At 59.4% G+C, this 26997-nt stretch carries 16 protein-coding genes; 9 read left to right on the top strand and 7 right to left on the bottom strand.

Annotated features, from left to right (window positions below; translation table 11 throughout):
- The first annotated feature begins 7 nt into the window (after nt 1–7).
- Both VK725_RS13090 and VK725_RS13095 read left to right on the top strand, forming a co-directional pair.
- On the top strand, nt 8–1210 hold the full coding sequence (locus tag VK725_RS13090) for an efflux RND transporter periplasmic adaptor subunit (RefSeq protein WP_325318496.1): 1203 nt from the start codon (nt 8–10) through the stop codon (nt 1208–1210).
- Between the two features lie 146 nt (nt 1211–1356).
- Nucleotides 1357–2877 (top strand): DHA2 family efflux MFS transporter permease subunit, encoded by a 1521-nt coding sequence (locus VK725_RS13095; protein ID WP_325318497.1) that lies wholly within the window; start codon nt 1357–1359, stop codon nt 2875–2877.
- A gap of 140 nt (nt 2878–3017) precedes the next feature.
- Here VK725_RS13095 and VK725_RS13100 read toward each other — a convergent pair whose 3' ends face one another.
- The 3 genes from VK725_RS13100 to VK725_RS13110 all read right to left on the bottom strand — a co-directional run bounded on the left by VK725_RS13100 (nt 3018) and on the right by VK725_RS13110 (nt 5781).
- Nucleotides 3018–3551: an acyloxyacyl hydrolase gene (locus VK725_RS13100; protein WP_325318498.1), complete on the bottom strand. Its 534-nt coding sequence runs from the start codon at nt 3549–3551 to the stop codon at nt 3018–3020.
- A gap of 231 nt (nt 3552–3782) precedes the next feature.
- The gene (locus tag VK725_RS13105; protein ID WP_325318499.1) at nt 3783–4853 is read right to left on the bottom strand and encodes a DMT family transporter; all 1071 of its coding nucleotides are present in this window, start codon (nt 4851–4853) and stop codon (nt 3783–3785) included.
- A gap of 1 nt (nt 4854) precedes the next feature.
- Nucleotides 4855–5781 (bottom strand): LysR substrate-binding domain-containing protein, encoded by a 927-nt coding sequence (locus VK725_RS13110; RefSeq protein ID WP_325318500.1) that lies wholly within the window; start codon nt 5779–5781, stop codon nt 4855–4857.
- A 212-nt stretch (nt 5782–5993) separates the two neighbouring features.
- Between VK725_RS13110 and VK725_RS13115 the strand changes: the two genes are divergently transcribed.
- The 5 genes from VK725_RS13115 (at nt 5994) to VK725_RS13135 (ending at nt 12378) form a co-directional block, all read left to right on the top strand.
- A complete protein-coding gene (locus tag VK725_RS13115) occupies nt 5994–9191 on the top strand; it encodes an efflux RND transporter permease subunit (RefSeq protein WP_325318501.1) in 3198 nt (1065 codons plus the stop codon).
- On the top strand, nt 9181–10371 hold the full coding sequence (locus VK725_RS13120; protein WP_325318502.1) for an efflux RND transporter periplasmic adaptor subunit: 1191 nt from the start codon (nt 9181–9183) through the stop codon (nt 10369–10371). Before VK725_RS13115 ends, VK725_RS13120 begins: the two co-directional genes overlap by 11 nt.
- On the top strand, nt 10358–11782 hold the full coding sequence (locus VK725_RS13125; protein ID WP_325318503.1) for an efflux transporter outer membrane subunit: 1425 nt from the start codon (nt 10358–10360) through the stop codon (nt 11780–11782). The genes VK725_RS13120 and VK725_RS13125 overlap by 14 nt, the downstream gene beginning before the upstream one ends.
- Nucleotides 11783–11877: 95 nt before the next feature.
- On the top strand, nt 11878–12057 hold the full coding sequence (locus tag VK725_RS13130) for a hypothetical protein (protein ID WP_325318504.1): 180 nt from the start codon (nt 11878–11880) through the stop codon (nt 12055–12057).
- A 114-nt stretch (nt 12058–12171) separates the two neighbouring features.
- Nucleotides 12172–12378, top strand: a complete 207-nt coding sequence (locus VK725_RS13135) for a hypothetical protein (RefSeq protein WP_325318505.1) — start codon at nt 12172–12174, stop codon at nt 12376–12378.
- A 57-nt stretch (nt 12379–12435) separates the two neighbouring features.
- On the opposite strand, the gene VK725_RS13140 is transcribed toward VK725_RS13135, so the two are convergent.
- A complete protein-coding gene (locus tag VK725_RS13140) occupies nt 12436–14790 on the bottom strand; it encodes an isoamylase (RefSeq protein ID WP_325318506.1) in 2355 nt (784 codons plus the stop codon).
- Between the two features lie 311 nt (nt 14791–15101).
- Nucleotides 15102–15740: a DUF4142 domain-containing protein gene (locus tag VK725_RS13145; protein ID WP_325318507.1), complete on the bottom strand. Its 639-nt coding sequence runs from the start codon at nt 15738–15740 to the stop codon at nt 15102–15104.
- Nucleotides 15741–16120: 380 nt separating this feature from the next.
- Between VK725_RS13145 and VK725_RS13150 the strand changes: the two genes are divergently transcribed.
- Nucleotides 16121–16513 carry a MarR family winged helix-turn-helix transcriptional regulator gene (locus VK725_RS13150; RefSeq protein WP_325318508.1) on the top strand — a complete coding sequence of 131 codons (393 nt, stop codon included), beginning with the start codon at nt 16121–16123 and terminating at the stop codon, nt 16511–16513.
- Nucleotides 16494–17963, top strand: coding sequence for an FUSC family protein (locus VK725_RS13155; protein WP_325318509.1), 1470 nt, complete (start codon nt 16494–16496; stop codon nt 17961–17963). Before VK725_RS13150 ends, VK725_RS13155 begins: the two co-directional genes overlap by 20 nt.
- Before the next feature lie 56 nt (nt 17964–18019).
- Here VK725_RS13155 and VK725_RS13160 read toward each other — a convergent pair whose 3' ends face one another.
- Both VK725_RS13160 and VK725_RS13165 read right to left on the bottom strand, forming a co-directional pair.
- Nucleotides 18020–25897: an autotransporter-associated beta strand repeat-containing protein gene (locus tag VK725_RS13160; protein ID WP_325318510.1), complete on the bottom strand. Its 7878-nt coding sequence runs from the start codon at nt 25895–25897 to the stop codon at nt 18020–18022.
- 388 nt (nt 25898–26285) lie between these two features.
- The coding region (locus tag VK725_RS13165; protein ID WP_325318511.1) for an oxidoreductase at nt 26286–26997 on the bottom strand (712 nt) is incomplete at its 5' end.

The raw sequence follows: 26997 nt of genomic DNA on the forward strand, positions 1-26997 counted from the left end.
CAGCCCCATGTCCAGCCCGAATCCCAACGCAGCCGCTGCACCCGCCGCACCCACCGTGCAGGCACCGCCGGACAACAAACGGCGCGGTTTTCTGCTGCGGCTGCTTGTAATTGTCCTCGTCCTTGCCGCCATTGCTTGGACAGTCTGGTACTTCCTCATTGGCCGCTGGCACGAAAGCACCGACGATGCTTACGTCAACGGCAACATCGTGCAGATCACCCCGCGCATTGCCGGTACGGTCATCTCGATCGGCGCCGACGACGGCGACCTGGTCAAACAGGGTGACCCGCTCGTGAAGCTCGACCGCTCCGATGCCGACGTCGGACTGCAGCGCGCCTCGGCAAATCTGGCGAGTACTGTTCGCAAGGTGCGTGGCCTTTACAGCACGGTTTCCGGCGCACAGGCACAGCTCGCGGTTCAGCGCGTTGCGTTGGCCAAGGCGCAGGCCGATTACAACCGCCGCCGCGATCTCGCCAAGACCGGTGCGATCTCCACGGAAGAACTGTCGCACGCACTAGATGCGCTCAACTCGGCGCAAAACGCCATGACCACCGCCCAGCAGCAGTTGCAGACGAACAGCGTGCTGGTCGATGACACCGTTGTCGCTTCGCATCCGGATGTGAAAGCCGCTGCCGCGCAGTATCGCGCTGCTTATCTGGATGACGTGCGCACGACGATGGTCGCGCCGGTGACCGGTTATGTCGCCAAACGCACGGTGCAGGTGGGTCAGCGCGTGCAACCGGGTGCGGCATTGATGGCCGTCGTCCCGTTGCACGGTGTGTGGGTGGATGCCAACTTCAAGGAAACGCAGCTAACACACATGCGTATCGGTCAGCCGGTGGAAATCACCTCCGATGTGTACGGTAGTTCCGTGAAGTACAAGGGTCAGGTCGAAAGTCTCGGCGTGGGTACCGGCAGCGCGTTCTCGCTGCTCCCAGCGCAGAACGCCACGGGTAACTGGATCAAGATCGTGCAACGTATTCCGGTGCGCGTGGTGTTCACCGATCCGTCGCAGCTCGACAAAAATCCGCTACGCATCGGCATGTCGCTCGACACGGACGTGACACTGCACGATCAGAGCGGTCCGGCGCTGTCGCAGCAAGCACGCACCGAGCCGCGCTTCACTACCGACGTCTTCCAGCAAGAAATGGCCGAGGCGAATGCGCAGATCGACCGCATCATTCACGACAACATGGCTGGACAGCATTGATGGGGCAGGGGATGGATCGCACGTGCGCACAAAGATACATGCACGCACGGCGATGACGGCTTGAAAACAAGCGTCGTGGCGTTCGCGCCATCCATCTTCGCTTCGCAACAACAACCGTTGCCCAACTCAACGCATATTCGGATCTCATGAGCACCCATTTCCGTCCACCCAACCTGGTTCTTGCGACAATCGGTTTGTCGCTGGCCACGTTCATGCAGGTGCTGGACACCACGATCGCAAACGTGTCGCTGCCGACCATCGCCGGCAACCTCGGCGTGAGTCAGGATCAGAGCACCTGGGTGATCACCTCCTTCGCGGTGAGCAACGCCATCGCGCTTCCGCTTACCGGCTTCCTCACGCGCCGCTTCGGCGAGGTGAAGTTGTTCGTGTGGGCCACCATCCTGTTTTCGATGGCCTCGTTTTTATGCGGCATCGCTCAGAGCATGGGCATGCTCATCGGTTTCCGTGCGCTGCAGGGCGCGGTCGCCGGTCCGATGTATCCGATCACGCAGGCGCTGCTGATCTCGATCTATCCACCCGCCAAACGAAGCATGGCGCTGGCGCTGCTCGCGATGGTGACCGTCGTCGCGCCTATCGCCGGCCCCATTCTCGGCGGCTGGATTACCGACAATTATTCGTGGCCGTGGATCTTCTTCATCAACGTGCCAATCGGCATCTTCGCGAGCATGGTGGTGGCCAATCAGATGCGCCTGCGCGAAGTGGTCACGCAACTGCCCAAGATAGACTATGTGGGTTTGATCACCCTGGTGATTGGTGTTGGCGCGCTGCAGGTGGTGCTCGACAAGGGTAATGACGATGACTGGTTCAATTCGAACTTCATCATCATCACCTCGATCATCTCGGCTATCGCGATTGCGATCTTCCTGATCTGGGAGTTGACCGACAAAGATCCGATCGTCGATCTCAAGCTGTTTCGCCATCGCAACTTCCGCATGGGCACGATTGCGCTGGTGCTGGCGTACGCTGCGTTTTTCGCGATCGGCCTGCTCGTGCCGCAATGGTTGCAGCTCAATCTGGGCTACACCGCGACCTGGGCCGGTTTAGCCACCGCGCCACTTGGCATCATCCCGGTGATGCTTACGTTTATTGTCGGCAAGTACGCCACGCGATTCGATCTGCGTCTGCTGACAAGCGGGGCGTTCGTGGTCATGGGCGCCACCTGTTTCCTGCGCTCCAACTTCTATATCGGTATCGACTTCGAGCACGTCGCGCTGGTGCAGTTGCTGCAAGGCTTGGGCGTGGCGTTCTTCTTTATGCCGGTCACGACGATCCTGTTGTCGGATCTGCGGCCCAACGAAATTGCCGCAGGTGGCGGTCTTGCGACGTTCCTGCGCACGATGGGTGCCAGCTTCGCGGCGTCGCTCACTACCTTCCTGTGGCAGCATCGCGGCATCGTGCATCACGAGCATTTGGCCGAGCAGATCACGCCGTACAACCCGCTGGTACAACAAGCGGCGAGTCAGACCGGCGATTCACAGACAGTGATGGCGGCGTTGAATGACACGATCACCTTGCAGGGTTTGCAGATTTCCTTCAACGAAGTCTTCCACCTGCTGGGCTGGATCTTCCTGTCTCTGATCGTGGTGATCTGGATGGCCAAGCCGCCGTTCGCTGCAAAGGCTGGCGCAGGTGGTGGCGGACACTAGATTTGCTCCTCCCGCTGCTAGCAGAGGAGGGGGCGAACAACGGCACCGATGGCGGCGCAGAGAAATACATCAACAGTCTCCAGAAACAACAACGGCCCCAAGCGGGGCCGTTGTTTTATGTGCAGCAGTAACGCTTCGAATCAGAACGCGATACCCGCGACCACCATCGTCTCGCCACGATTCGGCTCGTGGAAGCTGCCGTTGGAGATGTGGCGGATACCAAGGCTCCAGTGATTGCCCTGATAGCCGACCGTCGTGACGAATTCGTAGACGCTACTCAATGACTGCGTGCGTCCGGTATGCACGGCCGGCTGGAAGCTGAGGAAGAGCGGCTGATACCAGGCGTTGGTCGGGCCGTAGTGCAGGCGCACACCACCGGCCAGCAGCCAAATGTTATCGCGCGTGGTGTAAGGGTCGTTGTTGTATTTGGCAACGTTGCGGCCATCGATCCAGCCGCCGGTGATATCCGGTGACCAGGTGAAGTTGCTGCTGCCGATCTGACTCGGGTCGAAGATGACTTCGCCAAATGCAGCCGGTGCGCTGTAGCCATTGGAGGGGTCGCCCATGTAGCTGACGCCACCCTGTAGTTCGAAGCGTGCAGCCATTGCGGGAAGTGCCGGTAAAGCAAACATCAGTGCGGCCGCCAAGCCACGAGTTACGGGATGAATGCGCATTTTTGTACCTACGGGGATAGGGATATGGCGATTGTGTACTTTAAAGTTTACTAATGATTTATGCCTATGGCTAGGCACAATCGAAGCTTTTTTTGCAACTTACTGTTTCCTCGAAACGAGTAAGCGCATAAATCGTTGAGGCGAAGGGTAAATCTTCAAGCCTATTGTCTCGGAAAAATGTCCACGCCGTGTATTCGGCCGACGCCGCACCCTATGGATACCCGTCAACCTCTAGGAATGCCGGTGGCGATGGTGCAGGTCCGGATAGTGCGGGTGACTATGGCGCAGCGGTTCATGCGTGTGCGGATGGGTATGCGGCTCTTTTCCATCCCACGGAAAATCATGATCGTGCTGATGATGCTCGTCATGACGATGACGATGGTTGTGCGTGATCGCTTCATGCACATGTTCGTGCTCGTGACGTTCGCTCACGTGTAGCCACACACCGAACAGCATGAGTGCGCCGGCAAGCCAGAACGCGGTGGATGTGTGTTCGCCGAAAAGCAGCAGCGCCACACAGGCGCCCAAAAAAGGTGCCGTCGAAAAATAAGCACTGGTGCGCGCGGTGCCGAGTGAGCGTAACGCCAGCACGAAAAGCACGAGGCTGACTCCGTAACCGGCCAATCCCAAAAGCCCAGCCACCAGCACGTGCGATAGGGCGGGGAAGCGATAACCCGCCACGAGCGCTATCGCGATGTTGATGCAGCCGGCGATAGAACCTTTGATCGCAGCGATCTGCACCGGATCGCTACCGGAAATCGGGCGCGTGACATTGTTATCGATCGCCCAACAAAGACACGCGCCAACGATGGCCGATGCGCCCATCAGCGACACGCTGTACCCGATAGGTTGCATGGTAAGCAGAACGCCGCCAGCGACGATGGCCAGCATGCCAAGCAAGATGCGACGATCCACGTTTTCTCGAAAGACCACCCACGCAAGCAACGCGGTGAGCACGCTTTCCATATTCAAAAGCAGCGAGGCTGTCGAAGCAGCCGTATGTGCCAAACCGAGCATTAGTAGCAGCGGACCCAGCACGCCACCAAAGACCACCGCACCGGTCAGCCATGGCCAATCACGCCGAGACAAGGGTGCTTCGTGGGGCACATCGGATCGGTACCGCCGCCACAACATCCAAAGCAACAGACCTGCCCCCGATCCTGCGTACAACAAACCTGCAAGCATTTCGGGCGCGATGGCGCCAAGCAGCCATTTCGCAAAAGGTGTGCTCATGCCGAACAACACCGCCGCTAACAATGCCTGAGATATGCCTCGGGCGTAGCTGGCGTTGGCGACCTTCATCTCACGGCACCACTGCGCCGGCCTGCTTGGAAGCCAGACATTGTGCAATCTCGAGAAACGCGTTCACCATCGGGTTGCTTGCATCATCGCGATAAATCGCCCAGACCGCCGTGGCCGCTTCCATGTGTGCGACAGGGCGATATACGACATTCTGCATCGTCATGCGTTGCACCGAGCCCGGCAACACCGCCACACCAAAGCCACCTGAAATGAGGCCGATGATGGTAGGCAACTCGCGCACTTCATAAAGAATGCGCGGGCTGAAGCCCGACCTCGTGCATAGCGCAATCACTTCGTCGTAAAGCCGCATGCCGAGATGGCGCTGATAGAAGATGAAGTCCTCATTCGCAAGCTCGCAAATGTCGATCGGTCCGGGTGTGGCAGCGAGCGGATTGCTCGAATGCATCACCACCGTCAGCGAATCCTTGAACAATTCGATCGCCTTGATCCCGTCCGGCAACGCGTCAGGACGAATCACGCCCACGTCGATGACGCCTTGTTCCAGCGCATCGATCTGATGAGAGGACGGCAACTCGTGGATGAAAAGACGCACATCCGGAAGACGTTCGCGGAAGCGCACCAGCACGCGCGGCACCACCACCGTAAAGGGGCCCGATGACATCAAGCCAAGATGCAATTCGCCAAGCTCGCCGCGTTGCGAGCGGGCCACGGATTCGGCAGCACGCTCGGCTTGCGTAAGAAGGCTGCGCGCCCGCGGCAGCAGGGCGCTACCCGCGCCGCTCAGCGCAATGCCGCGGCCCTTGCGTTCGAAGAGCTTCGCGCCAAGCCGCTGTTCCAGCGCATGAATCTGTTGACTCAGCGGCGGCTGCGAAATACCCAGGCGCTCGGCGGCACGTCCGAAATGCAGCTCGTCGGCGACCGCGACGAAATATTTCAGGTGCCGAAGTTCCAGATATTCATTCGTCATGCGTATCGAGCCATTCGCTTTACTGTATCGATCTTAGCAAGTCGTAGAACTAACCTTCCTACTCACCGACGGTATTCCCCATGCCAGCGGTGGTTCGTCGTAACCGGAATTTGCATGTAAGCGGAGCATGCGGCTGCCCTAGCAGCTGCACACTGGCCATTTTGCAGCATGCGGCCTAAGGGTTCCGTCCCCATTTCCTGGAGTCATTCCACATGCTTAGGATTGTACGGCTAGCGCTGGAGCGGCCTTATACATTCGTCGTTCTCGCGCTGCTGATCCTGATAGTCGGCCCGCTGGCCGCGCTGCGCACGCCTACCGATATCTTCCCGGATATTAAAATTCCGGTGATTGCCGTGGTTTGGCAGTACACGGGCCTCTCGCCCGACCAGATGGCCGGGCGCATCTCATCCCCCTACGAGCGCGTGCTGACCACCACGGTTAACGACGTGGAGCACATCGAGGCGAAGTCGATCAACGGCTTCGGCATCATCAAAATTTTCTTCCAACCGGGCGTCAACATTGCGACAGCCAATGCACAGGTAACGGCGGTATCGCAGAACATCCTCAAGCAGCTGCCGCCCGGTGCGACGCCGCCGTTGATCCTCAACTACAACGCATCCACCGTACCGATTCTGCAGCTGGCGCTGTCGGGCAAGGGCCTGACCGAGCAGAACCTGGGCGATCTGGCGCAGAACATCCTGCGTCCGCAATTGGTGTCTGTGGCCGGCGCGGCGATTCCCTATCCGTACGGCGGCAAGACGCGTCAGGTGCAGATCGACGTCGACTCGGCGGCGCTGCAGGCGCGTGGACTGTCGGCGCAGGACGTCGCCAATGCACTGGCCGCTCAGAACCTGATCATCCCGGTCGGTACGGAAAAGATCGGCAAGTTCGAGTACACCATGAACCTCAACAACGCGCCGTCGAATATCGACGATCTAGGCGCGTTGCCGATCAAAGAGGTCAACGGCACCACCATCTACATCCGCGATGTGGCGCACGTGCGCGACGGCGCACCGCCGCAGACCAACATCGTGCATGTGGACGGCAATCGTTCGGTGTTGCTGACTGTGCTGAAGAACGGCTCGGCTTCGACGCTGGCGATCGTGGCCGGCATCAAGCAACGCCTTGCCGACAGCCGCGGCATTTTGCCGGATAACTTGAAAGTGGCACCGATCGGCGATCAGTCGTTGTTCGTGCGCGCAGCGATCAGCGGCGTGGCGCGCGAGGGTGTGATCGCCGCGGCGTTGACTAGCTTGATGATTCTTCTGTTCCTCGGCAGCTGGCGCTCCACCGTGATCATTGCGGTCTCGATTCCGTTGGCCATTCTCGGCTCGATCATCTTGCTGTCGGCGTTCGGCGAAACGCTGAACATCATGACACTCGGCGGCCTCGCGCTAGCCGTGGGCATTCTCGTTGACGATGCCACCGTGACCATCGAAAACATCAACTGGCATCTGGAGCACGGCAAGGAAGTAGAAACGGCGATCATGGATGGCGCACGTCAGATTGTGACGCCGGCATTCGTCTCACTGCTTTGCATCTGCATTGTGTTCGTACCGATGTTCTTTCTCGATGGCGTGGCACGCTTCCTGTTCGTGCCTATGGCCGAGGCGGTGATGTTCGCGATGATCTGCTCGTTCATCCTCTCGCGCACGCTGGTGCCGACGATGTCCAAGTACCTGCTGAAACCACATGCGCCGCACACCATTGGCGAGCAAAAGAATCTGCCGCCTTCTCGCAATCCGCTGGTGCGTTTCCAGCGCACATTCGAGGCGCGCTTCGAACGCGTGCGTGCGACGTATCACGGCATGCTGGATCTCGCGTTGGCGCATCGCCGACCATTCATCTTGGGCTTTCTCGCGTTCGTCCTCGTGTCGTTCCTGCTCGTTCCATTCCTTGGCCGAAATTTCTTCCCGGACGTGGATGGCGGTCAGATCCTGATGCACGTACGCGCGCAAGTCGGTACGCGCGTGGAAGACACCTCCAACTTGTTCAATAGCATTGAGCAGACAGTGCGCGGTGTGATTCCGCCGGAAGAAGTCGGCACGCTGGTCGACAACATCGGCCTGTCGAACAGCGGTATCAATACCACTTACAACAACACCGGTCTGGTCGGCGAGCAGGATGGCGATATCCAGATTGCCTTGAACGAAGGTCACCATCCCACTGCTGGCTATGTGCGCAAGCTGCGCGAGCTGTTGCCGCGCAAATACCCTGGCGTCACGTTCTCGTTCCCGCCGGCCGACATTGTCAGTCAGATTTTGAACTTCGGTTCGCCCGCGCCGATCGATCTGCAAATTCGCAGCCCGAATATCGCCGCCAACTTCAATTACGCGAACACGCTGTTGGGACAGATCAAAAAAATCCCCGGCGTCGTCGATGCGCGTATCCAGGAATCGCAGGCCAACCCGACGTTCGACGTGAACGTCGATCGCACGCAGGCGCAGCTGGTGGGGATCAACGAGCGCGACATCACCAACAGTCTCGTCGTCGACCTTGCCGGTTCCAGCCAGGTTGCGCCGACGTTCTGGCTCAACCCCGCCAATGGCGTGTCGTATCCCATCGTGATGCAGGCGCCGCAATACGCGCTCGATAGCCTTGCATCGTTCCGCAACATCCCGATCAACGGGAGCAACGGACAGACACAAGTGCTGGGCGGATTGGTGACACTCAAACGCAACAACACCAATGCCGTGGTCGATCAATACGACATTCAGTCGCTCGTGCAGATTTACGCGGCGACGCAGGATCGCGATCTCGGCGCGGTGGCGGCCGATGTGCAGAAAGTGATCGATAGCACGGCCAGTCAGCAACCGAAGGGTGCACACGTCGTGCTGCTCGGTCAGGTGCAGACGATGAATAGCGCATTCACTGGTCTGATATTCGGTCTGCTCGGCGCTGTAGTGCTGATCTACTTGCTGATCGTCGTGAACTTCCAGTCGTGGAGCGATCCCTTCGTGATCATCACCGCGTTGCCTGCCGCGCTGGCCGGTATCGTGTGGATGCTCTTTGCCACGCACACGCCGTTGTCGGTGCCGGCGCTGACGGGCGCGATCATGTGCATGGGAGTGGCGACGGCCAACTCCATTCTTGTCGTCAGCTTTTGTCGCGAACGTCTTGCCGAACACGGCAACGCGACGCTCGCCGCATTGGAAGCAGGTTTCACGCGCTTCCGTCCCGTCTGCATGACAGCGTTGGCGATGATCATCGGCATGGCGCCGATGGCGCTCGGTCTGGGCGAGGGCGGCGAGCAGAACGCGCCGCTCGGCCGCGCCGTGATCGGCGGCCTCATCTTCGCGACCTGTGCCACGTTGCTATTCGTACCTGTCGTTTTCAGCATCATCCATGCGCGTCACAGCCATGCCCCGAAAGAAGCGGACGCCTCCGGAGAACCCAGCTATGTCGTCTGAAGCCATGCAACATCCCTCCCAGTCGTTATCGCGTCGTGGCTTGCGCCTCACCGGTATCGTCATCGCTGTCGTACTGGTTGCCGTCGTGGTGATCGGATTGATCACGCGTGCGACGCAGGCCAGCAATCTGAAAACATGGACGGCTGAGCAGGCCGTTCCGACGGTCAGCGTCGTGATGCCGGAAGCAAGTCCGAATGGTCCGGTGCTCGATCTTCCCGGTCGGTTGGAGGCCTACATACGCGCACCGATCTACGCACAGGTAAGCGGCTATCTGAAAGACTGGAAAACCGATATCGGCGCGCCGGTGAAAGCAGGCCAGCTGCTGGGCGAGATCGATACGCCCGAACTGGATCAGCAGTTGCTGCAGGCACGTGCCGATCTCGCCAGTGCCAAGGCGAATTCGGAGCTGGCCGGTATCACCGCAAAACGCTGGCAAGCGATGCTCGGCAGCGATTCGGTGGCGCAACAGGATGTCGATCAGCGTACCGGCGACTACGCCGCCAAAGTCGCGCTGATGAATGCCGCGCAGGCAAACGTCGATCGCCTGATGGCAGCCAAGGCATTTGCACGCATCGTGGCGCCGTTCGACGGTGTCGTCACGGCGCGCGATACCGACGTTGGCGCGTTGATCAATTCAGGCGGCGGCACCGGCCCGCAACTGTTCGTCGTATCGGACATCCGTAAATTGCGCGTCTACGTGCAAGTACCGCAGAGCTTCGGTCCGTCCATTCGCGCGGGTAGCAGCGCTGCGCTGATTGTGCCCGAATACCCGGGTCAGGAATTTCATGCGCAGGTCATAGCCACGTCCAACGCAGTCAACGCGACGTCAGGCACAACACTGGTGCAGCTGATCGTGGACAACACGGACAGCAAATTGATGCCGGGTAGCTTCGCGCACGTGCATTTCAGCTTGCCCGTCAATACCGAGGCGTTGCGCGTGCCTGCCAGTGCGCTGATTTTTGACAATGCTGGCTTGCGCGTCGCGACAGTTGCCGGCGGCGACAAAGTTGCATTCAAGAAAGTGAGCATTCTTTACGACTACGGTAAGACGGTCGAAATCGGCTCCGGTCTCACGCATGGCGATCGCGTGATCGACAGTCCGCCCGATGGCATCAAGGATGGCGATGCCGTGAAGGTTGCCACCAACGACGCAACGGCCGCGCCACATGAAAAAGCGTGATCTAGCCATTTCACTCATCGTCGCCGCGGCGTTGAGCGGCTGCTCGCTCGCGCCTGCGTACAAAACACCTGTCACGCCCAAGGCGCAGACATATCAGAACGTCGGTCCGTGGGTTACCGCGCAGCCATCCGACCAATTGCCACGCGGCAATTGGTGGCAACTCTATGGCGATGACGAACTCAATCAGCTGCAGGCGCAATTGCTCGTCAATAACGCAACGCTCGCCGCTGCATTGGCGCATTACAACCAGGCGCAGGCTTTCAGCGCCGAGGCCCGTTCGGAGCTGTTTCCGCAGATCGGCGCAGGCGCCGACGGCATGCGTCAACGACAGTCCAACACGCAGCCGCTTCGCAGCGCGACGGCTCCGAACGTCTACAACTCATATAGCGTGGGTGTGCAAGCCAGTTACGAAGTCGACCTGTGGGGGCGCGTACGCAATACCGTCGAAGCCGGCCGCGATGACGCGCTGGCCGCTTCCGGCGATCTCGCTTCTGCTCAACTGAGTCTGCAAGCGCAGTTGGCCGACAGCTACATGCAATTACGTGGACTGGATGAGCAGATTGCATTGCTGCAGGAAACCATTCAGGCGTACGAGAGAGCGCTGAAGCTGACACAGACGCTGCATGCGGGCGGCATCGTGTCCGGTTTGGATGTCTCGCGTGCGCAAACGCAACTGTCCGATGCGCGCTCGCAGTGGTCGCAGTCCGTTGCGCAACGCACCTTGATGCAAGATGCCATCGCCGTGCTGGTCGGTGAAAACGCATCCAATTTCAGTTTGCCTTCGCAAACCGCAGCCATCGGATTGCCCGTCGTACCGGTAGGAACACCGTCGACGCTGTTGCAACGGCGTCCGGACGTTGCAGCTGCGGAACGGCGTGTGGCCGCTGCCAATGCGCGTATCGGCGTCGCACGCGCGGCGTGGTTCCCGTCACTTACGTTGAACGCACAAGGCGGCTTCGAAAGCAGCACATGGGGTAGTTTGCTCACTGCACCGAGCCACGTTTGGTCGCTTGGCCCAGAGCTTGCGCTCGATGTATTCGACGGCGGTTTTCGCAAGGCGACTATTGAAGCAGCCAAAGCCAAGACCGATGAAGCCGGTGCCGATTATCGCGGTGTGGTGCTCGACGCGTTCCGCCAGGTGCAGGATAACCTCGCCTTGCTCGACAACCTCGGAGCGGCAAGTACGAATCAAAAAGACGCTTCCGATGCGGCACAGCATGCGCTGGATCTTTCCATGACCCAATACAAGCACGGCGCCGTCAGCTACCTGGATGTGGTGCAGGCGCAAACCGTTGCCTTGCAAGAAAAGCGCGGCCTGCTGGACATCGATACGCAGCGTCTGCGCGCCAGCGTCCAGCTGATTCGCGCGTTAGGTGGCGGCTGGTCGACCGATCAGCTCGCGCGCAAGTAAGCATCGTCAAGATGACGCCCTCCCCGCTGCGGGGAGGGCCACTTTTCCGCCGGACGGCAAGCTGTGAGAATGGGCGCAACCGCCAGGAAACGACCATGAGCACCAAGCCCGCCGACACCGAATCCAGCACGGAAAGCACGCCCGACGCCCCGGTTTCGCCGGGCAGCATGCACCGCCCGGCGCATAGTCCTCTCGATACTATCGACATCGCGGCAACCGATGATGTCTTGCATGACGCCGCGTTGCGAAATTCGAGCTTGCGGGTGCCACGCTAGTTTTACAATGAGATTGCAACGCTCGCGGATGTGCAGGTAACCCGGCTATCCGCAAAACTGTCACAGATTCTTGGGCAAACTTGACCCATCCATCTCACGGGCAGAGGACCGATCATGGTTTTGGCACAACAACTGGATGCAACCGAGCTGGACGCCCTTGTGCGTATTGCGGAAGGGCGGGGCTCGACCGTCTCCAATCATGTTGCCAGCCGCCTGCTTACCGTGGGACTGGTCACCCACATGGACTGCGTCGCCGCCAGTCACGCACGGCTTGAACTCACGTCTGCCGGACTCGCTGTCATTCGCTCCAGCGATCAGTAAGTGCAGAACAGGTAGTCAAGACCTCGCCGGTCCCGACTACCTTTATCGATCAGCCGTCTATTTGGAAATCAGCAGCAGCAGCGATTGACCGCACTGGCTATACGTCGTGCCGGCACCGCCGATCAATGTCTCGTTACCGGGTGTCACCCAGGTATTGGCCCCATCGTTCCAATTGCACGTATCCGTCACGCGATACCAGTTGGTGCCGGTCGGTGGTGCGGGCAGAGTGAATGTGACGCTGCCAGACCAGCCGTTATACGCGATATACATCGAGTTGGAATCGCCGAACGACGCACCATCCACGGTATAGGCAATCGAGTAATTGCTGGTGTTGTTCCAGTAGCTACTCGTGGCGACAGCTCCGCTGGGTTCGTACCAGACGACCTGGCTGCTGGTGTACCACGTAGCCGGTCGCAACGCTGGATGCGCAAGACGGAACGCGACAGCACGTTGCGCGAAGTTGTAGAAGTTCGACTGATTCGTGTTCCAGCTATAGTCCAGCCAGTTGGCGGTAGAATCGAGGTTGTACGCGTTGTTGTTGCATTGAAGCGAACGGAGATACTCGTCGCCACCCTGCATGATAGGTGTGCCCGCCGACAACATGACGAATGCGAGGCCCGTGCGTGCAGCGCGGCGCTGATCGTAAGCAGTACCGGTACCCGCCGACATCCCTTGATCCCAGCTGTAATTGGTCGTGGTACCGCCACTGGACGGACCGTATGGCCATGCCTGATTGTTGCTGGAACCGTTGCACGAATAGACATCGTTGAGCGTCAGGCCATCATGGATATCGATGAAGTTCGTCGAATTCCACGGTGAGCGTCCATTAGCCTGAAAGAGATTGGACGATCCGGAAAAATCGTTCGCATCCTGCGTGATGTAGATCGTCATGTTGCCAAGCTCGTTTTGCGCCTGCCGCAAGCTATCGCGGAAGAGCCCGTTCCATTCCGACCAACCCACCGGGAATCCGCCAAGTTGATAGGAATTGCCGCCGATGGCCCATGGTTCGGCATACAGATCCAGTCCGCTGCCACCGCTTGCGGGGCGGACGGTGAACTCGCGCAGGATACGATTGATCGCGACATTCGAATCCGACGCGTCGAAGTTGTAGCCGCCATCCGGACAATTCGGCGCCGCAGATTCCGCAGCACCATTGAGGCAGCTATTGCCAAGTACCGATGCAAGATCGAAACGGAATCCATCCACGCCCATGGTATTGGTCCAGTAGGCGAGTGAATCGACAATCAAATTCTGCGCGACGGTGTTGTAGGTGTTGAAGTTCGCACCCGTTCCCGTATTGTCGTAGAAGTACTGATTGGTGGAGTCCAGCTCGTAGTACGTCGCGTTATCCAGTCCGCGCCACGAATAGCTCGTCACCGTCGTGGGATCGGTGCCGGTCCACGTGCCGCCTTCGGCTGTATGGTTGTAAACCACATCCATGTAGACCTTGATGCCGGCGTTGTGGAATGCCTGCACCATCGCCTGAAATTCCGCCGTGGGGCCGCCGGCTGCCTTGTTGTAGGCATAACGGCGATCGGGCGCGAAGTAATCCTCCGTCATGTAGCCCCAGTAATTCTGGTCGACATCGGAATCGGGAATGACATCGTTCTCGTCGTTCTGGGTTTCCTGTACCGGCAGAAACTCCACAGCCGTCACGCCGAGGCTGGCCAGATAACTCGCCTTGAGTCCGGCGCCGTAGTAGGTGCCCTGATACTGCGTGGCGATACTCGGGTCCTGTTTGGTCAATCCGCGCACGTTTACTTCGTAGATCACATCGTTTTTCTGCGCACGCGTCGGCTTCGTGCCGGTGCTTTGCGTGCTCGGCGCCAGCACGATGCCCTTGGGCGCATACGGGCCGCTGTCGATCATTCGATACGCCGTTCCGAATGACGAATCGACGGTGCCGCCGGTCGCAAAGATATCGGCATTCTGATTCTGCGCGTTGAGCGGATCCTGGCTGATTTCCCGTGCGTAGGGATCGAGCAGCAACTTGTTTGGATTGAAGCGATTGCCATTCGAATCGACGTCGGAGACGAAACCAACGGACGATCCCTTCGTCCAGCTCGCCGAATACGTCCAGTTCGGCCCCCATGCGCGATAACCGTAGTAAACCGCACCGGTAATGCCTGCCCCTGTAATGGACGACACCGGCACAACCACTTGCCAGACGCCGCCGCCCTCATTGGTGAGCGCATACGTTGCCGATTCCTGCGCACCGTAACCATTGGCGTAGAGATACAACACCATGTGAGTTGCGTTGGCGGAATAGACGCGAAAGGTGATTTGCGTCTGCTGCGAGTTGTAACTGGCGCCGAGATTCATGCTGTCGATCGACGCATGAGCGGGCTTTACGGATGCTACGAAAAGGCTGGCGCAAACCAGCCACGCAGCAAAAATCTTCAGACACTTCATTCGGGTCTGCCTCCATCCTGGTTCGTTGATGAACAGGTGCAACAGCCGTGTGCGTGTTCTCCCCAACACACTCACTGCCGTTTGGAAGGCCAGATCTATCGCGCGCTTTTTCGGCGATACGAGATGACTATGCGGCAGCCAGTGCGGCGCATAGTAGGAAGCATCGCAGTGCAGCAACCAGCGTATGCATACGTATTCATTGCATCGCGTTGCCGATAAGTGTGAAGGCTGCGTCGTTTGGACAGCGACTTCAGCCAGTCTCCCTCAATAAAGTGCGCGAGAAGGAATCGCAATAAGTTGCCGAAGCAACCTCACCATGGTGCCGCGACGATCGAGATCGATTCCCAATAGACGGGGACTTTCGATCCGCGCGAGTCGACTGCCGTCAGCGAGCTCGGATGTGCCGAGGGCTTCCAGTTTTCGGAGCGAAGGAAGTCGAGCGCGACGGTCAGGTTGTCTTGCAGTGCCGGTACGGCATCGCGAGTTATGTTTTGAAGACCGACATGTATACACGTCGACTTCATGGCTTCGTAGGCAGAGATGATGTGATAGTGATCTCTGATCAACAGACCCGCGAACGTCTTGTCGAACGCATCGCCGTTGAGTGACTGCAATGCAGTCAGCGTTGCGTCGTTGCCGGCGACAGCCGGCTTCGCCTTGTCTTGCGGGTGGGCTGCTGCGAAGACTTGAGCAAGCTTCGCATCGAGGGTCGTGCGCTCCTGGATGATCGTGTTGGCCAGCGCAAGGACTTTGGGATTGGTCGACTTCTTCAAGGCCATCTGCGCCATCGCGATCTGCGCTGCGTCGTCGGACATGGCGCGACTCAAGAACGCCTGTTCCTCCGGACTGAGCGTCTGGTTCTCGGCAGCCGATGCAACGCCCCCGGCTAGCGTAAGACACAGCATCACCAGTGTGATTGAGACGAGCGTAGTGAGATTGGCGAAGCGCATCGCTGTATCAACCTTGTCGCACGAGCCATTGAGCCCCTTGGCAACCAATGTGGACTTTCAATAGTTCACTTTGCGTTTGATTTTCGTCAGCTACGTATGTGGACGCCGATTTGGTTTGCGTTCCTTCGGGAAGCTCAATGCTTCGTGAGCTAGGCATGAGGTGAGCCATCACCCTGGGCATCGATATGCCTGCGGATGGGGAAGGTCAGTTTTTGGGCGGACTTGGGGTGGCTTGCTCGATAGGAAATTAGTCAATAAAGTTGACAGTTAAGACTGTGGACTAATTGCTGCCCATGAGCGAACCCAAATCCGAGGCCCGGTACGAGGATGTCGTGCTGCCAGCCCTTTTGCGGCATGCCCGAAACACGTACGGCGCCGCCATGCGCCGCGCTCTCGAAGAAGGGGGCTACGACGATGTGCCAGGAAACGGCCTGTATGTCATCGGCGGTCTCGCTATGGGCGCCGGCGGGGTGCCGCTCGGGCAACTCATCCGGGAATTGCGTATTTCCAAACAGGCCGCAGGCCAGCTCGTCGACACACTCGTGACACGCGGTTATCTGGAACGCGCCGTCGATCCACAGGACCGCCGCAAGTTAACCGTGACGTTGAGCGAACGTGGACGCGCCGCCGCCGCCGTTCAAGCCGCGGCGCGCGAAAAGGTCGATGCGGCATTGATGGCCATGGTCGGCGCCGACGATATCCAACGCGCGCGTCGAACGCTGGCCGCGCTAATCGACATAGGGCGCCAATGGGATGGACAACCCGACGACTAAACCCGCCGACATACAGATCGCGCGCGGCGCATCGCGCGCGAATGCATCTTGGCGCAACGCATTGCGGGCTGCAGGAATTCCTGCAGCGCTCACCGTTGTGGCGACCATCGCAGCGTTCTGCACGGTTTACGTCATCTCCAAGCCCTTTCAGGCGGGCCCCAACGCCGCCATTCTCGCGGCGGTGCTCGCACTCACACAAGGACGGCGACGCGCATCAAGCGATCATTCGCCATGGGTAAAGCTGATCACGTTTCCCATCGTCGCCGTGGGTGTCAGTGCAATCGGCTGGCTGTTGCACAACACCTTTGCTATCGGAGCCGCCGTATTTATCGCAGCCATGTCGTTCTCGATCTGGTCGCGGCAATGGGGCGAAACAATGAGGCGCATCGGCAGCATTGCCGCGTTGCCACTGGTGGCCGTGCTTATTGCACCGGCACCGCCGCATGCGCCGGGTGGGCATCTGATCAACCTCTTTCTCGTCATCGTCGCAGGCGTAACGGCTTACGCGTGGATGATTGCTCTCGCTGAAATCGCAAAGCGTGCTGGAGTGGCTGTCAGTACGCCAGCGAAGTTCGTAACTAACGTCGTCGAATCGCAACGAAAGAAGGGGACGCTATCGCCCCACACGCGCATGGCGATACAGATGGCCGTTGCGCTAACGACGGCTTTCGTCATGGGACGCCTCTTTTTTGCGCACCACTGGGGCTGGGTCGTACTCACCGCGTTTATTGTCAGCAGCGGAAGCGTCAGCCGCGGTGATGCGGTCTATAAGGGATTTCTTCGCCTCGGAGGCGCCGCAGCAGGCACGCTGGCCGCGGCATGGGTGCAACACATGTATGCGCCGCATGGTCCGGCAGCTGCCGGGTTGATCTTCGGCGCGCTGTTCGTCGGCCTGTGGTTGAGAGAGATCAACTATGCGTGGTGGGCCGCCTGCATGACGCTCGTTATCGCGGTGCTCCAATCGACTGGGGCAGGTGCCGATGCATCCATCTTGCAATTACGCTTGTCGGCAATTCTGATTGGCGCGCTATGCGGTGCCGGCGCCACATGGTTTGTGCTGCCGATTCCAACGGAGTCGCTGGTGCGCCGTCGCATTGCCGATGCATTGCTCGCACTCGATGAGTTCGCATCGGTGGACGACAACTCCATCGAGGAGCGGGACAAAAAACTGCAGACTTTTCGGGAGCACATCGTACGACTGGACGGTGTGGCAGCACCCGTGGAGTTTCATCGGCATGTACTGCTTCAGCATGGGAACGCCAACCATCCCGCGACATGGATCCATCTGATGAAGCGATGTGCGCATCGCATAGACGCTTTTGACGGCTCGCAAAAGGATCTGGTCCGCGCCATTCGTCTTACCCGAAAGACGCTCGGGCAGCGCGAGTTGCCATTATCCGATCCGCTGCAACGTCTGAATGCATTATTGGATGGTCGCGAAAGGCAATAGGCCAAAAAGTCAGAGCGCATTTCCTGCTGGAAACTCACTCTGACCTCTTTCCCATTCTAAAAATGTTTGGTGAAGCCGAGACTCAGGGCGTTGTCGTGCAAGCGGCCTGCGAAAAGACCCTGATAGTCCGCATAAAGGCTCCACGACGCGCCCGCTTCGGCAGTGATGCGCGCGTCCGCCGTGCCGAGGCCTCGTCCCTGTGCGGCACCGGGCAGTGCGAACGTTGTGCCGTCTTGCGTGGCGACTTGCACGATCGGTGTTGTCGTGTTGCGGGTGTCATAGCGGTAACCCAGGCTCACCTGTGGCACATACGTCACACCGTGCGCCGCGAAGCTGTGCTCGATCGCCATGACGGCATAGGGTTGCAAGGTGATGTAGCTGCTACGTGAACCGGTGACGGGGAAGTAAGGTGCTGCGGCGTTGGTGCTGACCAGCGCCTCATTGAAACCATCCAATGTCTGACGTTGGTAAAGCGCGCCGACTTTAGGTGTCAGTTGCCATTGCGACAGCTGCAATGGCCATGCGGCCTGCAGCGCACCGGAAAGCATGTTGCCATCGGGTGTGGATGTCGCCGTGCCGATGCCGCTGGCGCGATTGAAGCGATACTCGCTGTGCATGCCATCGATAACGGCAGAGAGCACGAGCGGGCCAGCGTTGGCATAGGCATACAGGCCGCCGTGGACATCGTCGACGCGACCGTTGCCGCCGAGTTTGTCGTTGCCACCTATCTGTCCTGCACCTGCTTGCACGCCAAGATGCACGGCGTCGCCAAAGGTATGGTCGGCACCGCCGAGCAAGCCGAATGCGGTGCTGTTCAAGCCGTCGGCGCCACCCAGGGAAATGTTGGAGCCGGTGTACTGCGCCCATGCGCCGGAACCGCACGATGACGATGTCACGTTTTGCATGGACGGTGCGTTGCCGACACCACAATTCGTATCGTGCGACATCAACGACACGTCTAGCACGGAACCGAGATCTTGCTGGCCGGCGACATTCTGGCTACGCATCAGGTTGCCATACAGGCTGCCGTCCAGTGGAGGTATTTTCATGCCCGAAGGGCCCGTGGACGGGGACGCCAACACCAATTCGGCTTGCGTGCCGCTGTAAGTGATTTGCGAGGAGAGCGAAGCCGGCACGGTGGAATTGACCGTGGCGAACGTGCCACTCAACGCACCGGCTTGAACGAGCGTGAATTTGCTCGCGCCGTACGTGCCAGGTGCGTAGATCAAATCCAGCGTACCCGCGAGGTTTGCGTTGCCGCTGACAACCAGCATGGATGCCTGCGCAGGCGTTACATCGAGCTGGAGCGCGCCATCGGCATTTTGTGTGTAATTGCCGTTGATGGCGAGTGTGCCCAGCGAGCCGCCCGGCCAGACGATGCCATCGTTCACGACATCGCCCTCGACGCTGCCGTGACCGCGTAACGTACCGGCAGTTTCCACATCCACGGAGCTGGCGATCGACGCTGTCGACGCATGATTGCTGTCGCCCACTTCCAGTGTCCCCGCAGCGATCGTCGTGCTGCCGCTATAGGTATTGGCGCCATCCAGTATCAGCGTGCCGCTACCTGTTTTGGTCAGACTGCCGCTACCGCTGATGGCGCTGCCGTAAGTACCGTCGCTGGTTTGATTGAAGACAAGCACGGCGTTGTCGGTGATCGCACCCTGCAGGCTGACAGCGTTGCCTTGCAATGTACCTGCATTGATCGTGGTGCCCCCGCTGTACGTATTGGCGCCACTTAGAATCAACGTTGCATTGCCATTCTTGGTGAGACTGCCGCTGCCGGCAATCGCTCCGCCAAGCGTCAAGTCGTTGCTGCCCGACACGTCGAGCGCATTGCCAAGATTTACGTTATTGGCAATCGTCAGCGCATGGCTTGCATCGAGTGACGCGCTGCCATTGACCGACAACGTACCCGTACCAAGCGCATTGTTGTTGCCGACGATCAGTGTGCCGGAAGTCGCACTCACGCCGCCGGTGAAGGTATTGGCGGCATTCAACGTCAGCGTGCCTGACCCGCTGATGCTTACACTTCCGCTACCGGAAACCAGGCCATTGAGCGTCAGCGACTGACTGCTGCCATCGGTTATCGCTGCATTGAGCGTTATGTTATTGGACACACTGACCGCAGTCGTCGCGCCAATCGTCGATGCTGCTGACACCGTCAATGCGCCCGTGCCCAGCGCATTGTTGTTGCCGACGATCAAGCCGCCCGCGTCGAGCGTCGTGCCGCCGGTAAAACTGTTGTCGCCAGCAAGTGTTTCCACGCCGCTACCATTCTTGACTATGCCACCTGCGCCACTGATAACGCCGCTGAAACTCTGATTGCTTGCATCGCCGAAGCTCAGTGAATTTGCGCCAAGATTGATGTTGCCGCCGCTACCGGAAAGTGCGCCGACCGTCTGATTGCTGCTCGCTGCCGACATATCCAGCGTGCCCGTGCTGCCTATCGTCACCGCGCCCGTGGCAGCAAGACTGCCACCCGTGCCGATAGCGAGCGCGCCATTGTTGATGGTGGTGCCGCCTGTATAGGTATCGGCGCCGGTCAGCGTCAGCGTCGCATTGCCATCCTTCGTCAGGCTGCCGCTGCCGGCTATGGTGCCGCTCAGCGTCAGTGCATTGCCGCCAAGCACATCGAGCGAACTGCCCGCGCCGAGATTTACATTGTTGGCAGCATTCACCGCAGCGCTTGCATCGAGCGACACGGCACCGCTGACATTCAATGCGCCGGTGCCAAGCGCTGCATGGTTGCCCAGTACCAGACCACCGGCGTTGAGAGCGACACCACCGGCGAACGTGTTGGCGCCACCCAGTGTCTGTACGCCTGCACCATTTTTGACGAGACCGCCGGTGCCACCGACCGTGCCATTGAACGTCGTGTTGCCTACACCATCTAGCGTCAACGTGTTGCCGCCGAGATTCACATTGCCTGTAGTGCCGGCGAGCGACCCGATGGCCTGATTGCCGCTCGCAGAAATATCGAACGCGCCGCTGCCGCTCAGGGTGACTTCACCGGTTGCGCTCAGGCTACCCCCGGCACCCAACGCCAACGTGCCTGAGGTGATCGTCGTGCCGCCGGTGAATGTATCCGCACCGCTCAGGGTCAGCGTCGCCGCACCGCTCTTGGTCAACTCGCCGGTGCCGGAAATCACGCCGCCAAGCGTCATCGCATTGGAACCGAGCACATTCAAGCCCGCGTTGGCATTGAGCACGATGTTGTTCGCAACATTCACTGCCGTCGTGGCATCCAGTGTCGCTGCGCCGTTGACCGCCACCGCACCGGTGCCGAGCGCATTGTTGTTGCCCAGCAACAGGCCACCGGCATTGAGCGCTACACCACCGCTAAAGGTGTTCGCTCCACCAAGCGTCTGCACGCCCGCGCCGTTTTTGATCAAGCCGCCAGCGCCGCCGATCGTTCCATTGAAACTGGCGTTGCCGATACCGCCCAGCGTCAGGGTATTCGCGCCAAGCGCTACGCTGCTGCCGGCAACGCCATTCAATGAACCGATGGCTTGATTGCCGCCTGCAGAAATATCGAAAGCCGTACCTGCCGCGACGAGCGTCAGGGCACCGCTGGATGAGAGACTGCCGCCCGCACCGATGGCGAGCGTCCCCGCATCGATGGTCGTGCCCCCGGTGAAGGTGTTGTCGCCGGTCAACGTTTCCGTGCCGGTGCCTTGCTTGATCAAGCCACCTGTCCCAGCAATCGAACCGGCGAAGACACCGTTGGTGGGAGCACCGACGACGATGTCATTTGCGCCCAGATCGACCGCGCCGCCACCGATCAGTGAGCCGACCGTCTGCGCACCGTTGCCGGCAGAAAGATCCAGCGTGGAACCCGTGGCCAGAATGACGGTACCGGTGCTGCTCAGGCTGCCCCCAGCACCCAGCGCCAACGTACCCGAATTGACGAAGGTACCGCCTGTGTAGGTGTTGGTGCCGTTCAACGTCAAGACCGCGGAACCATTTTTGACGAGGCTGCCAGTGCCTGACAACACGCCATTGAGCGTAAGCGCGTTGCTTCCTTCGATGCTGAGGCCGGCATTGAGATTGATGTTGTTGTTCAGCGTGACGGCGTTGTCGGAATCCAGCGATGCGTTGCCACCGACCGTCAGGGTACCCGTGCCGAGTGCGCTGTCGTTGCCGACAATCACTCCACCCGCGTTGAGCGTGAGGCCAGCGCTGAAGGTGTTGGCGCCATCGAGCGTCTGCACACCCGTACCGTCCTTGATCAAACCGCCCGCTCCGTTGATCGCGCCGCCGAAACTCGTGTCGCCTACACCGCCCAAGGTCAGCGTGTTATTGCCCAGATTGACGTTGCCCGAAGCGCCAGCCAGCGAACCAATCGTCTGATTGCCACCTGAGGAAATATCTAGCCCGCCGCCGCCGCCGGCAAACGTTACCGCGCCGGTTGCGGCAAGACTGCCGCCTGCGCCGATCCCCACGTTGCCAAACAAAATGTTCGTGCCCCCGGTAAAGGTATTTGCACCGGTGAGAACAAGCGTCGAGTTGCTATGCATGGTGAGGCTGCCGGCGCCGGAAATGACGCCGCTCAGCGTCATTAAGTTGCCGCCCGTTATGGTGAGTCCGGAACCTGCGCCAAGCGCGAAGTTGTTGCCCAGATTCACGCCGGGACCGGCTGCAGCCAGGGTGACTGCTCCGTTGACATTCACGTTGCCGGTACCGAATGCGCTGTTGCTGCCGATAATCACGCCGCCCGCATTGAGCACCACGCCACCGCTGAACGTGCTGCTGCCAACCAAGCTCTGCGTGCCGGAACCATCTTTGATCAGGCCGCCGGTACCGCTGATGGAACCGGCAAAGAAGCTGTTACCGACGCCACCGAACGTCAAGGTGTTGCCGCCGAGCGCAACCGTTGTGCCGCTCGTGCCATTCAGCGCACCGATGGTCTGATTACCTGCAGCAGAGATATCGAATCCTGCGCCTGCGTTTGCAAGATTTACCGCAGTGTTCGGAGCGAGGCTGCCGCCGGCGCCCAACGCCAACGTGCCGGCGTTGATGGTCAATTCGCCGGTAAAGGTATTCGCGCCGGTGAGCGTTTCCGTGCCGGTGCCTTGCTTGATCAGACCACCCGTTCCACTGATCGCACCGCCAAAAACCATATTGTTGGCGGTGCCGAAGGTCAGCGTGTTGGCGCCCAACAAAATGCTGGTGCCCGCGACGCCAGACAGATCGCCGACGGTTTGATCGCCAGCGGCGGCGGATATATCGAACGTTGCACCCGGACCATCGAGATCGAGTGCTCCCGTAGTGCTGAGGTTTCCATCTGCGCCCAAGGCAACCGTTCCGGCGTTGATGTCCAGGGCGCCTGAAAATGTATCGATGCCGTTGAGCATCAACGTGGAAGCGCCATTCTTGATCAGGCCGCCCGTTCCGGAAATCGTGCCGTTCAATGTAAGCGTCTGTCCGCCGAGCAAGGTAAGCGAACTGCCTGCGATGAGGTTGATGTTGTTGTCGAGGTTCAGCGCGGACGTCGAGCCATCCAGATTTGCCGCACCGTTGACAATCAGGCTGCCCGTGCCCAACGCATTGCTGCTGCCCAGCAGCAGCGTGCCCGCATCCAGCGTCACACCGCCATTGAAAGTGTTGCTGCCGTTCAAGGTCAACAGGTTGATCGGGCCGTTTTCGATCAATCCACCAGCGCCTGAAATCGTGCCGTTGAGCGTGATGTTCTGCGAGCTGTTCAACGTCAGTGCAGAACCTGCGCCCAGGTTGATCTGATTGGCGATCGTCAATGGCGCCGTTCCGTTCAACGATGCGTTGCCATTCACGTTCAACGCGCCGACTCCGAGTGCCGCGCCGTTGCTCAGCAAAATGCCGCCTGCATCGAGCGTGATGCCACCCGCGAACGTGTTGGAACCATTCAATGCCAGCAGTGCCGGGCCATCCTTGATTAAACCGCCATTACCGGAAATCACGCCGTTGAAAACGAGCGATTGACCGCCGAGCAGATCCAGGTTGTCGCCGCTGCCGAGATTGACGTTATTGGCCAGCGTCAACGCCGCCGTGCCATCCAACGTCACGATGCCGCCCACCGACAACACACCCGTGCCGAGCGACGCGCTGTTGCCGAGCAGAAGACCGCCCCCATCCAGCACCGTGCCGCCGCTGAATGTGTCGCTACCGCCCAGGGTCTGCACACCTGCACCAAGCTTGACCAGACCGCCTGTGCCGATAACGGTGCCATCGAATGTGGTGTTGCCCAAGCCATCGAGCGTCAGCGTATTGGCGCCGAGATTGACGAGGCCACCCGAACCGGCCAGCGAACCGATCGACTGATTGCCTGCCAGCGAAAGATCGAGCGTGGTTCCTGCGGCAAGACTGATGCCGCCGACGGGGGAGAGGTTGGCACCCGCAGCCACGTCCAACGTGCCGTCATTGATCAACAGGCTGCCGCTGAGCGTATCGATGCTGCCCAGCGTCAGCACGCCAGCGCCGTTCCAGCTCAGATTGCCGGCGCCGGACAGGTTGCCAAAAAGCGTCAGTGAGTTACTGCCCAGCAGACTGAGCGTCCCGGTGTTGATCGCGATCTCGTTGTCGAGACTGAAAGCGACTAAGTTATCCAGCGAAGCACTGCCGTCCACTGTCAACGTGCCCGCACCGAGCGCGCTGACATTGCCAAGCACCAGTGTGCCCGCCGTCACGTTCACACCACCAGTAAAGAGGTTGGCCCCGCTCAACGTGATCGGCGCGGTATCGCTGATGTTCAACCCGCCCGGGCCCGAGAGCGTACCGGCAAGCGTAAACGCGTTGCTTCCTTTCAGCGAAAAGACCGCATTCAACGAGAAATTGTTGGCGAGCAACACACCCACGGCAGCCGACTCGATGCCGCCACCGAATACGTTGACGGTTCCGCTTCCAAATACACCAGCGCTATTGAAATTGACCAGGCCATCGTTGAACGTCGCACTGCCGCTGACCAGATTGCCCTGCAAATTCCATGTGCCGCTGTTGACGGTGAGTCTCTGGAAGTCGAGATAGTTGCTCGCACTGATCGTGGTAACGGCACCGCCCGTACCTGATCCGGGCCCCGTCGGCGAATTCTGCAATACCAGTAGATTCCCGGTGCCCGAGCCTGCATCCACGTTGCCGGCCGCGGCGAAATTGACCGTGCTGGCGCCGATTGTCATCGTGCCGGCCGTGCTCACGCCTGCATCGGTGACACTCGAACCGGACACCGCGGTAAACGTATTGCCGGCAGCGCTATTGCCAAGATAGACACTGCCGTTGATCGTGCCCGCGTTGAGGAACGTATTTCCTACACCAGCTGTCGACGGCGCGAGGAATCCGATGCGTCCGGTGACCGTTCCCGTGTTGGTGAAATTCATCTGGCCGCCGCCGTAGCTGACGATCGCCGGTGCATCTGCAGTGGTAAAGGTACCGACACCAAAAATCGACATGCCGATGCTGCCGCTGTTCTGGACGGTCGTCGTACCGCCGCTGCCGTTCTGCACGATCAATGCCTGGCCGCCGAAACCATACAAGCTGGCGATATTCACCAAGCCGTTGATGACGCCGGTCGACTCGTTGTTGACGTTGATGGTGTTGGCAGTGGCATTGCCTATGACTGCGCCAGACGCAGCCAAGCTCAGGCCGCCGTTGATAGTGGGATCGATGGAGCCCTGGTTATTCAGCGTGATGCCATTGCCGTTCAATGTGAGGGACGAGCCACCCAAAAGCGGCGGAACGCTCAGCACCGCTCCGGACTGCACGTTTACCGTCACGCCATTGATGCTGCTGGCGAACGAATTGGTGTTCGATCCGGTCGCGCAGGTAACGGTCGGGCTAGATGTTGTGCACTGTGCAAAAGCGTTACGGCTTATGCCGGAAAGCAGCACGAGTGGCGCGAAGGTCAAAATGATCGTCTTCGCCAAATGCTTGCGGCGAAGACGCAGAAAATTCTGCTGACGCATAACGGACCCCCTGTAGACCCCTGCGTGGCTGGCCGTTGCAGCCAGCCACCGCATTGTGACCCTCGTCGCATACCCCGGCAAGGCCGGATGTTGCATCGCAGATGTCAGAGGCGTCGTTTCATTCGATGACACATGCATGCAACAGCGTTAAACGCGTCCTGCGACGGTCAACAGGAAGACTTCATCAAGAACCTACGGTTTTGCAGCGGCGAAAGACGCTTTTGTCACCGTTTGATGACACCGACTCATGAGGCGAAGAGGAGCCTCCCTCTCCTTCCAGCATCTCTTGCAGTTTTTTGGCGATGATTTCATCTGCAGAACTTCATTTGACAACAGCGATCTTTTTCGATTCATTGCTTTTCATACCGATATGTCATTCCTGATCGAATCAAGCACTTCGAACGGAGCCCGCGTCAACGGGCGAGGCGATATCGTTCAGCGCGCTTATCGCGTCGTCGGGCAAATGCAGATTAGCCGCAGCAAGGTTTTCGTTGAGATGCGCCATGGAAGACGTACCGGGAATGACCAACACATTCGGCGCGCGATGAAGCAACCACGCGATGGCTACCTGCATCGGCGTTGCATCGAGATGCTGTGCGACATCCGATAACGTCGACGATTGCAGCGGCGTAAACCCGCCGAGCGGAAAGTACGGCACATAGGCGATGCCGTCGCGCGCAAGATTGTTGATCAATGCATCATCGCTACGGTGCGCAAGGTTGTAATGATTTTGCACGCACACGATCGGACAGATCTTTTGTCCTTCCGCGACCTGAGTCGCCGTCACGTTGCTCAGACCGATGTGTCGGACCAGCCCTTGTCGCTGCAGATCGGCCAGAACAGTAAGGGACGCTTCAATCGATCCCTCAGCCGGTCCATGCGGACTGAACATGACGCGCAGGTTCACGACTTCAAGTACATCGAGCCCGAGATTGCGCAAGTTGTCGTGCACGGCTTGCGTGAGCTCTTCACGCGAGAAAGCCGGATTCCACGATTTGTCCTCGCCGCGCCGCGCGCCGATTTTGGTGACGATCACCAGATCATCCGGATACGGCGCGAGCGCTTCGCGGATCAGTCGATTGGTGACGTGCGGGCCGTAG

This window comes from Dyella sp., from assembly GCF_035486915.1.
Lineage (GTDB): Bacteria > Pseudomonadota > Gammaproteobacteria > Xanthomonadales > Rhodanobacteraceae > Dyella_B.

What these genes read in the sequence shown, in the direction of transcription:
- VK725_RS13090 (WP_325318496.1), top strand. Translation starts at nt 8, where the DNA reads ATGTCCAGCCCGAATCCCAACGCAGCCGCTGCACCCGCCGCACCCACC.
- VK725_RS13095 (WP_325318497.1), top strand. Translation starts at nt 1,357, where the DNA reads ATGAGCACCCATTTCCGTCCACCCAACCTGGTTCTTGCGACAATCGGT.
- VK725_RS13100 (WP_325318498.1), bottom strand. Translation starts at nt 3,551, where the DNA reads ATGCGCATTCATCCCGTAACTCGTGGCTTGGCGGCCGCACTGATGTTT.
- VK725_RS13105 (WP_325318499.1), bottom strand. Translation starts at nt 4,853, where the DNA reads ATGAAGGTCGCCAACGCCAGCTACGCCCGAGGCATATCTCAGGCATTG.
- VK725_RS13110 (WP_325318500.1), bottom strand. Translation starts at nt 5,781, where the DNA reads ATGACGAATGAATATCTGGAACTTCGGCACCTGAAATATTTCGTCGCG.
- VK725_RS13115 (WP_325318501.1), top strand. Translation starts at nt 5,994, where the DNA reads ATGCTTAGGATTGTACGGCTAGCGCTGGAGCGGCCTTATACATTCGTC.
- VK725_RS13120 (WP_325318502.1), top strand. Translation starts at nt 9,181, where the DNA reads ATGTCGTCTGAAGCCATGCAACATCCCTCCCAGTCGTTATCGCGTCGT.
- VK725_RS13125 (WP_325318503.1), top strand. Translation starts at nt 10,358, where the DNA reads ATGAAAAAGCGTGATCTAGCCATTTCACTCATCGTCGCCGCGGCGTTG.
- VK725_RS13130 (WP_325318504.1), top strand. Translation starts at nt 11,878, where the DNA reads ATGAGCACCAAGCCCGCCGACACCGAATCCAGCACGGAAAGCACGCCC.
- VK725_RS13135 (WP_325318505.1), top strand. Translation starts at nt 12,172, where the DNA reads ATGGTTTTGGCACAACAACTGGATGCAACCGAGCTGGACGCCCTTGTG.
- VK725_RS13140 (WP_325318506.1), bottom strand. Translation starts at nt 14,790, where the DNA reads ATGAAGTGTCTGAAGATTTTTGCTGCGTGGCTGGTTTGCGCCAGCCTT.
- VK725_RS13145 (WP_325318507.1), bottom strand. Translation starts at nt 15,740, where the DNA reads ATGCGCTTCGCCAATCTCACTACGCTCGTCTCAATCACACTGGTGATG.
- VK725_RS13150 (WP_325318508.1), top strand. Translation starts at nt 16,121, where the DNA reads ATGCGCCGCGCTCTCGAAGAAGGGGGCTACGACGATGTGCCAGGAAAC.
- VK725_RS13155 (WP_325318509.1), top strand. Translation starts at nt 16,494, where the DNA reads ATGGACAACCCGACGACTAAACCCGCCGACATACAGATCGCGCGCGGC.
- VK725_RS13160 (WP_325318510.1), bottom strand. Translation starts at nt 25,897, where the DNA reads ATGCGTCAGCAGAATTTTCTGCGTCTTCGCCGCAAGCATTTGGCGAAG.